The sequence below is a fragment of the Plantibacter sp. H53 genome (assembly GCF_001650455.1).
Lineage (GTDB): Bacteria > Actinomycetota > Actinomycetes > Actinomycetales > Microbacteriaceae > Plantibacter > Plantibacter flavus_A.
Genome location: NZ_LWCT01000003.1, coordinates 133,470 through 139,587 on the forward strand (window position 1 = coordinate 133,470; position 6,118 = coordinate 139,587).

Genomic DNA, 6,118 nt, shown 5'->3' on the forward strand with positions numbered 1-6,118 from the left:
CGGGACGGCGGGGCTCAGATCGCACGGTCGCCGACCCTCCGGACGGGGGCACCGGGCGCTTCGGGGCGGCCGTGTCCCAGCGCGGCACGGTAGGCAGCGAGGTGCAGCTGGCCGGCGAGGTCCCAGTCGCGCGCCGACAGGTCCGGGCTCGGCCCGCGGGACGGATCCCGGACCGCGTCGAGCGCCCGCTCGAGGTCGGACGCGTCGAGGTCGCCGTCGTACTGCACGACCCAACCCTGGCCAACCTCGGCGGCGAGCCGCTCGTTGACCGCGTTCGCCGGGACGAGGACGGGTCGGTCGACGGACAGCGCGGCGAGCGCTCCACCCGAGTTGTGCATCTCGCGGTAGGGCAGGACGACCAGTTCGCCCTGCCGGGCCACGTCCACGAGCTCGGCGTCGCTCAGGAACTCGAGACTCAGGTCGATGCGGTCGTCGTCGGCCGCCAGGCTCCGGAGGTCCGCGGCGAGGGCCTCGCTCGAGGGTCGCCCGGCGACACGGAGGCTGCGGTCGCCTCCCGGGAGAGCCGAGAAGGCGCGCAGGAGGCCGTCGACGCCCTTGTATCGGCGGATGAGGCCGAAGTAGCTCAGTCTCCCCTCGACCGCTTCACGCTGGGGGTGGCGGGCGTACCAATCGCGGTAGTGACCGTGCGGGATCACGGCGCTCCCGACGCCCTCCGGCGGAACCGTCTGCTCGTTGAGCACGATCACGAAGGCCGTGCGGCGCTCGAAGAGGCCCAGGAGCGCATGCTCGATCCGTGAGATGCCCGAGGGACGGTGGAGGTTGTGGAGGGTGCGGACGATCGGCGTCCTCGTGACGGCGAGCTTCGCGAGCAGCACCAGGGTGAGCAGCTGCCGGACGGCGCGCTTCGGCTTCGACGCACCCGACACGAGGATCTCCGGCCAGTGCGCGTGGAAGACGTCGTAGTGGCCGAGGATGGCCCGGCGCCACGAGAACGTGCGGACCGCGACGCCCGGCGTCGTGGCGAGGTGGTCGCGCAGCATCACGATGTACGGGTTCGTGGTCGGACGGGGGTCCGGGAACGACTGCTGGACGGTGACGGTGCTCGGGTGCTGAGTCACGGGAATGGCCTCCGGAGGCGGGGTACTGGCGGGCCGACGGTCGCCGCTAGGCTCGCAATCGGGGAAATCGAGGATCGGACGGATCGATGGGACGACTGCGTGCGGTGCGCAAGCACTTCTGGAGCTATGCGCGCGGCGTGCTGCGTGGCCACCCCGGCGCGAGGATCGAGGCCGGGGTGAAGCTCGGTGGCCCGGGGACCTACCGACTCGACCGCGGCTGCACGGTGTCCAAGGGGGCGCAGATGTGGGTTGGCGAGGGGGCGACGCTGCACCTGTCGAAGGGCTCCAAGATCGGGATGCGCACCATCGTGAACGTCGAGTCCGGGCTCGAGATCGGACCGGACGTCCGCATCTCCTGGGAGGTGCAGATCCTCGACACCGACTTCCACTGGACGACGTCGCCCAGCGGTCGTCGCCGAGCGCACACCGCGCCCATCGTCATCGAACGCAAGGTCCTCATCGGGACGCGCGCGCTCGTCTTGAAGGGCGTCACGCTCGGCGAGGGATCCGTGGTCGGTGCCGGTTCGGTGGTCCGACGCGATGTCCCCGCGCGCACGGTCGTCGCCGGGAACCCGGCCGCGGCGGTCGGCGAGGTCTCCGACTGGGGGAGCGCCGTCGGCTGACCCCGAACGCTCAGGCGACATGGGCGTGCCGTCCGCGCGGCGGAACCGGAGCAGGTCCGCGGATGAGCCGTGGCGCCTCGTAGAGCACGCGTGCCGGCCCACGCATGGCGGCGCCGCTGATCAGGAGCGAACCGGCGATCGCGAGACCGGCGAGCACCGGTGGCAAGCCCGGAGCGACGACGGCGACCGGGGTCACCCTCGTGAGGAGTGCGAGCAGGTAGGCCATCACGATGATGAGCGGGGTGTGTGTCAGGTAGACCGGCAGGGTGTTCGAGCCGATCGCCACGAGCCTGGGGATGCGGGCCAACCACCGGCTGACGGTCACGCCGGTCACGACGCCGAGCACGCAGTTCACGAAGTACAGCCCGGGCACCCAGCGCAGCCCGAACACGGCCACGACCGCGGAGACGGCGACCCAGGCGACCATGAGCGCCACGAGGAGCCCGCCGATGCGCGCGCGGCTCAGCCGGAAGACGGCGTCCTTCAGGTAGAGCCCGGCGAGGAAGAAGAAGAAGTACTTGATCGAGCCGCTCCACCCGATGTTGGCGGTCTCCCACCCGCTGAGGGCGGCGGCCGAGCACACCCCGGCGACGGCGAGCTGGACACGCCAGTCGATCCGGCGGATGAGCTTCGCGACCACGAAGAAGATCGCGAGCGCCCAGATGAACCACAGCTCGAACCGTGGCGCGATCGGCGAGACGAGGAGGTCGCGGACCGTGCCGACGAGGTTGATCGGTTGTCCTTTCATCGTCAGCCCCAGCAGGAACACCGCTGAGCCGATGACCTCCCAGACGAGGAACACCCAGACGAAGAGCGAGAGCTTCGAGCGCCACAGCGACCGCCAGCAGGCGGTCAGCCATTTCGCGGCGAAGAGTCCGGCGAGCATGAAGAACAGCGGCATGCGGAGCGACGAGAGGGCCTCGTTGACCTGGCGCCACCCGTCGATCTCGAATCCGGCTCCGAGGAGCCAGCTCGCGGAGTGGTACATCGCGACGAGGGTGATCGCGAGCCCCTTGCCGGCGTCGACCCAGTCGAGCCGCGGTTTCGCCGGTGCGGTGGCGCTCATCGGTGCACCGCCGTCGGACGGGTCGGCGGGATGCGTCCCCCGGCGGTGGGCGCCTCGGGCCGCGACCGCATCGTGACCGGGACGAAGGCGACGCCGAGGAACAACATCGTGAGGAGCATCGAGGAGTCGACGGGGCTGAAGCAGAGGTTCCACAGCATGCGGATGGCGAGCCAGATCACCAGGGCGCTCGCGGCACGTCGGGCGAGACCGTCACCGAGCGCTCGGAAGGTCAGGACGAAGAGCAGCACGACGAGCGCGGCGCCGAACAGCCCGAACCGGACCCAGAGGTCGCCGATCATGGAGTGCACTTCGTAACCGTTGCCGAACATGTAGCGCTCGACGTAGCCGTTGTTCGGCTGGTACCCGATGAAGGACATGCCCGTCTTCGCTGACAGGATGTCGGAGAGGGTCGGGATCGCACCCGAGCCGTAACCGAGAGGACGGTTCGCGACGAGCTCCACCGTCGCGGCCGCCTCCGGCCGCCCGCCCACGATGAGGTTGCCGGAGGTGTCGATCTGCGCCTGGGTCCGCTCCTGGGTGCGTTCGCCCAGGAGCCCGCCGAGGATCACCGCCTGGGCGACCGTGTAGACGGCCGCGCCGAGGACGGCGAGCCCGAGGAGCGTCCGCACCGTCGAGCCGCGTCGACCCGGCGTCGTGGGGCGCAGCTGCCAGAGGACCAGGGCCGCCGTCATCACGAGCATCGCACTGCCGGAGCGGGCGTCGTTCAGGGCGCCGATCACGCCGATGGCGCCGATGACCGCGAACTCCATCACGCGTGAGCTCCACCGCCAGGCGAGGGCGAGGAGCAAGACGGTCAGCGGGAGCGAGAGACCGAAGCGCCAGACGTTGACGCTCGAGAGTCCGCTGCCGAGCGGGATCGCCGCCACCATGCCGAGCCCGAACCAGACTGCCACCATCGGTGCGCCGATGACCGTGCGCGCCCAGAGGAGTGCGCCGGTGCCGGCGACGAGCCCGAGCACCATGAACGAGTTGCCGGCGAGGAGCGTCTGGCTGGTCGACTGGCCCGCGCTGCTGAACGCCGTGAGGACGGCGCCCATCGCGATCGCCGCGAGACCGAGGACGGCGAACAGTCTGGCCTCGCGGAACCGGGCGAGCACCGGCAGCCACACCGGCACGAGGAGCAGCGCGAAGACGTACCCGACCTTGAGCCCCTGGGGCAGGTCCAGCGACATCGCGAGGAGGACCGGTGCGGTCGCGGCCGCCGCACGGTCCATCCACGTGTGCGGGCGCAGGGTCGGCGAAGGCACCTCGGCGGCGGTGGAGACGTCGGCGCGCGCCGCGACGGCGCGGATGCTCGGTCGTGCCGTCACGATCGCCCCCTCATGGCTCCGGCCAGCTCGTCGGTTCGCCAGGGCCACGGGGTTCGAACGCGCGCGAGCGACGGTCGATTCGGGAGGGCCTGAGGTGGAGGACGCGCCGGGTAGCGTCCGTCCACCGATCACCCGATTCTACCGAAGGGCCTGCCGGAAGACCTTCCCCCGTTCGCGGGGATGTTGCCCCCAAACCGAGGGGTGACGACCGAACGGCGCGTGCCGAGGCACGCGCCGTTCCACAGCCGGTGATGGCCGATCAGGGGGAGAGGAGGCTCCCCGCCCGCGCTGGTGCGACGCCGGCCGATTGTCCCAGCAGACCTGCGATCGAGGTCGGGAGGGCCACCACGACGAGTGCCGACTGCGCGAGTGCCGCGGGCGTCAGCTGATAGCCCGTCGTCGTCACGGCGGTCCCGTCGACGAGGACCGAACGTCGTTCCTGCCCGGTCGCCTTCGTGAACGCGGCGACCGTCGCGAAGCTCTTGGCCGTGCCCGCGCCCTGGCCCCACCGGACGGCGAGCGAGGGGGAGTTCGTCGAGGCACGCTGGTACACGTTGCCGTTCAGCGTGAGCTTCATCTGCTCGGCCGTGAACTCCTTCGACTGGTCCTCGACGCAGACGAGACAGCCGCCGCCCGCACCGGAGATGACGTTGTTCGAGACCGTGACGTTCTTGATGATCCACGGGACCGTGAGGTCCGGCAGCGACTGTCGCCGGTCGTGGCCGGCGGAGTTCACGTTCGTCTGCCGCCGCTTGTCCTGGGTCAGCTGCAGGGCGGCCATGCTGTTGCCGGTGATGGTGTTGTTCCAGACCTGCACGTTGCCGGTGTTGCCGATCCAGAGGCCGTACCGGCCGTTCGAGGCGATGACGTTGTTCGTCACCGTGAACGTGTCGGAGATCTCGAGGATGATCCCGGACGCGCCGTTGGCGATCGAGCGGTTCCCGGTGACCGTCCCGTTGTACACCGACTCGTCGAGCCAGAGGCCGACCGTCGTGTTCCGCTGGAAGTCGTTGTTCGTGAAAGCGACCGTCCGGGACCTGGTGATCTTGAACCCGCCGGACACCGGCATGCGGTTGAAGTTCTGCACGTTGTTACCCGAGACGACCGAGTTCTTCAGCGTGAACTTGTCGGCCGCGTTCGCTCCGCCGCCCATCATGCCGTTGCCGGTCGCCGTGATGTTCGCGAAGGTCACCCCGGTGCCCCAGGCGTAGAGCCCGATGGTGGCGTTGTCCTGCACGACGAGGTTCTCGAAGGTGATGGCGTCGTTCTGGGCGGTGATCGCGCCCATCTGGTAGACCGAGTTGCCGTAGTTGCGGACGCCGATGCCGCGCACCACGCTGCCGACGCTCTTCACGGCGAGCGCGGTCTGGAGTGTGCTCGCGGTGACGGTCCGGCCGGACGGGTCGGTGCCGAGGACGAGCCGCTTCCCGCTGCGGTCGACGAAGAACGAGCCGGCGGTGACGGCGCGCTCACTCGCGACCTGTCGCTGGGCGACGCCGTCGATCCAGACCTGGTCGGGGTACGCGGCGAGCGGGTAGTCGGGGTTGATGAACTTGATGGCCTCGGCGCTGCCGTCCGACGCGCCCTTGGTGAAGGTCGGGCTGGTGTCGAAACCGGTGTTCCACCCGGAGACGGCCCAGCCGACCGAGCCCTTCTTCCAACCGGTCACGGTGGAGCTGCCGTCGAGCCACACCGCCTCCTTCGGGTACGACTGGATCGTGAGCTTCTTCGAGCTCGCGACGACGACGCTCTCCCGGTAGGTGCCGGCCCGGAGCACGAGGGTGGAGCCGCTCGGAGCCTTGTCGATGGCGTGGGCCAGCGAGGTGTACGGCGAGGCGAGCGTCCCGGAGCCGCCGTTGCTCGTGCCGGCGGACACGTACAACGCCTTCGTCGGGATCGCGTAGGACGTCGAACCGACCGCCGCGGAGCCGCGACCGGCGGAGGGGACCTGTGCGTCAGGGCCCGTCGGCGTCGTCGGCGTGGTCGGCGTGGTGGGGGTGGTGGGCGTCGTCGGCTCGG

The 6,118-nt window shown here is 70.2% G+C and carries 5 protein-coding genes; 1 reads left to right on the plus strand and 4 read right to left on the minus strand.

Going from position 1 to position 6,118, the window contains the following annotated elements; genetic code table 11:
* Window positions 1-14: 14 nt before the first annotated feature.
* Entirely contained in the window at window positions 15-1,079 is a 1,065-nt protein-coding gene (locus tag A4X17_RS03355; protein ID WP_231884281.1) for a glycosyl transferase, read from the minus strand.
* 86 nt (window positions 1,080-1,165) lie between these two features.
* On the opposite strand from A4X17_RS03355, the gene A4X17_RS03360 reads away from it, so the two are divergent.
* Window positions 1,166-1,702: a DapH/DapD/GlmU-related protein gene (locus A4X17_RS03360; protein WP_064294259.1), complete on the plus strand. Its 537-nt coding sequence runs from the start codon at window positions 1,166-1,168 to the stop codon at window positions 1,700-1,702.
* 10 nt (window positions 1,703-1,712) lie between these two features.
* On the opposite strand, the gene A4X17_RS03365 is transcribed toward A4X17_RS03360, so the two are convergent.
* From A4X17_RS03365 to A4X17_RS03375, 3 genes are all read right to left on the minus strand, one after another.
* The gene (locus A4X17_RS03365) at window positions 1,713-2,768 is read right to left on the minus strand and encodes an acyltransferase family protein (RefSeq protein ID WP_064294260.1); all 1,056 of its coding nucleotides are present in this window, start codon (window positions 2,766-2,768) and stop codon (window positions 1,713-1,715) included.
* Window positions 2,765-4,099 carry a hypothetical protein gene (locus A4X17_RS03370; RefSeq protein WP_064294261.1) on the minus strand — a complete coding sequence of 445 codons (1,335 nt, stop codon included), beginning with the start codon at window positions 4,097-4,099 and terminating at the stop codon, window positions 2,765-2,767. The genes A4X17_RS03365 and A4X17_RS03370 overlap by 4 nt, the downstream gene beginning before the upstream one ends.
* Window positions 4,100-4,358: 259 nt before the next feature.
* Window positions 4,359-6,118, minus strand: a 1,760-nt coding sequence (locus A4X17_RS03375; RefSeq protein ID WP_197479008.1) for a right-handed parallel beta-helix repeat-containing protein, incomplete at its 5' end; no start/stop codon positions are given.

Excerpts from the sequence above, each read along its gene's own strand:
- A4X17_RS03360 (WP_064294259.1), top strand. The coding sequence starts at position 1,166 with ATGGGACGACTGCGTGCGGTGCGCAAGCACTTCTGGAGCTATGCGCGC.
- A4X17_RS03365 (WP_064294260.1), bottom strand. The coding sequence starts at position 2,768 with ATGAGCGCCACCGCACCGGCGAAACCGCGGCTCGACTGGGTCGACGCC.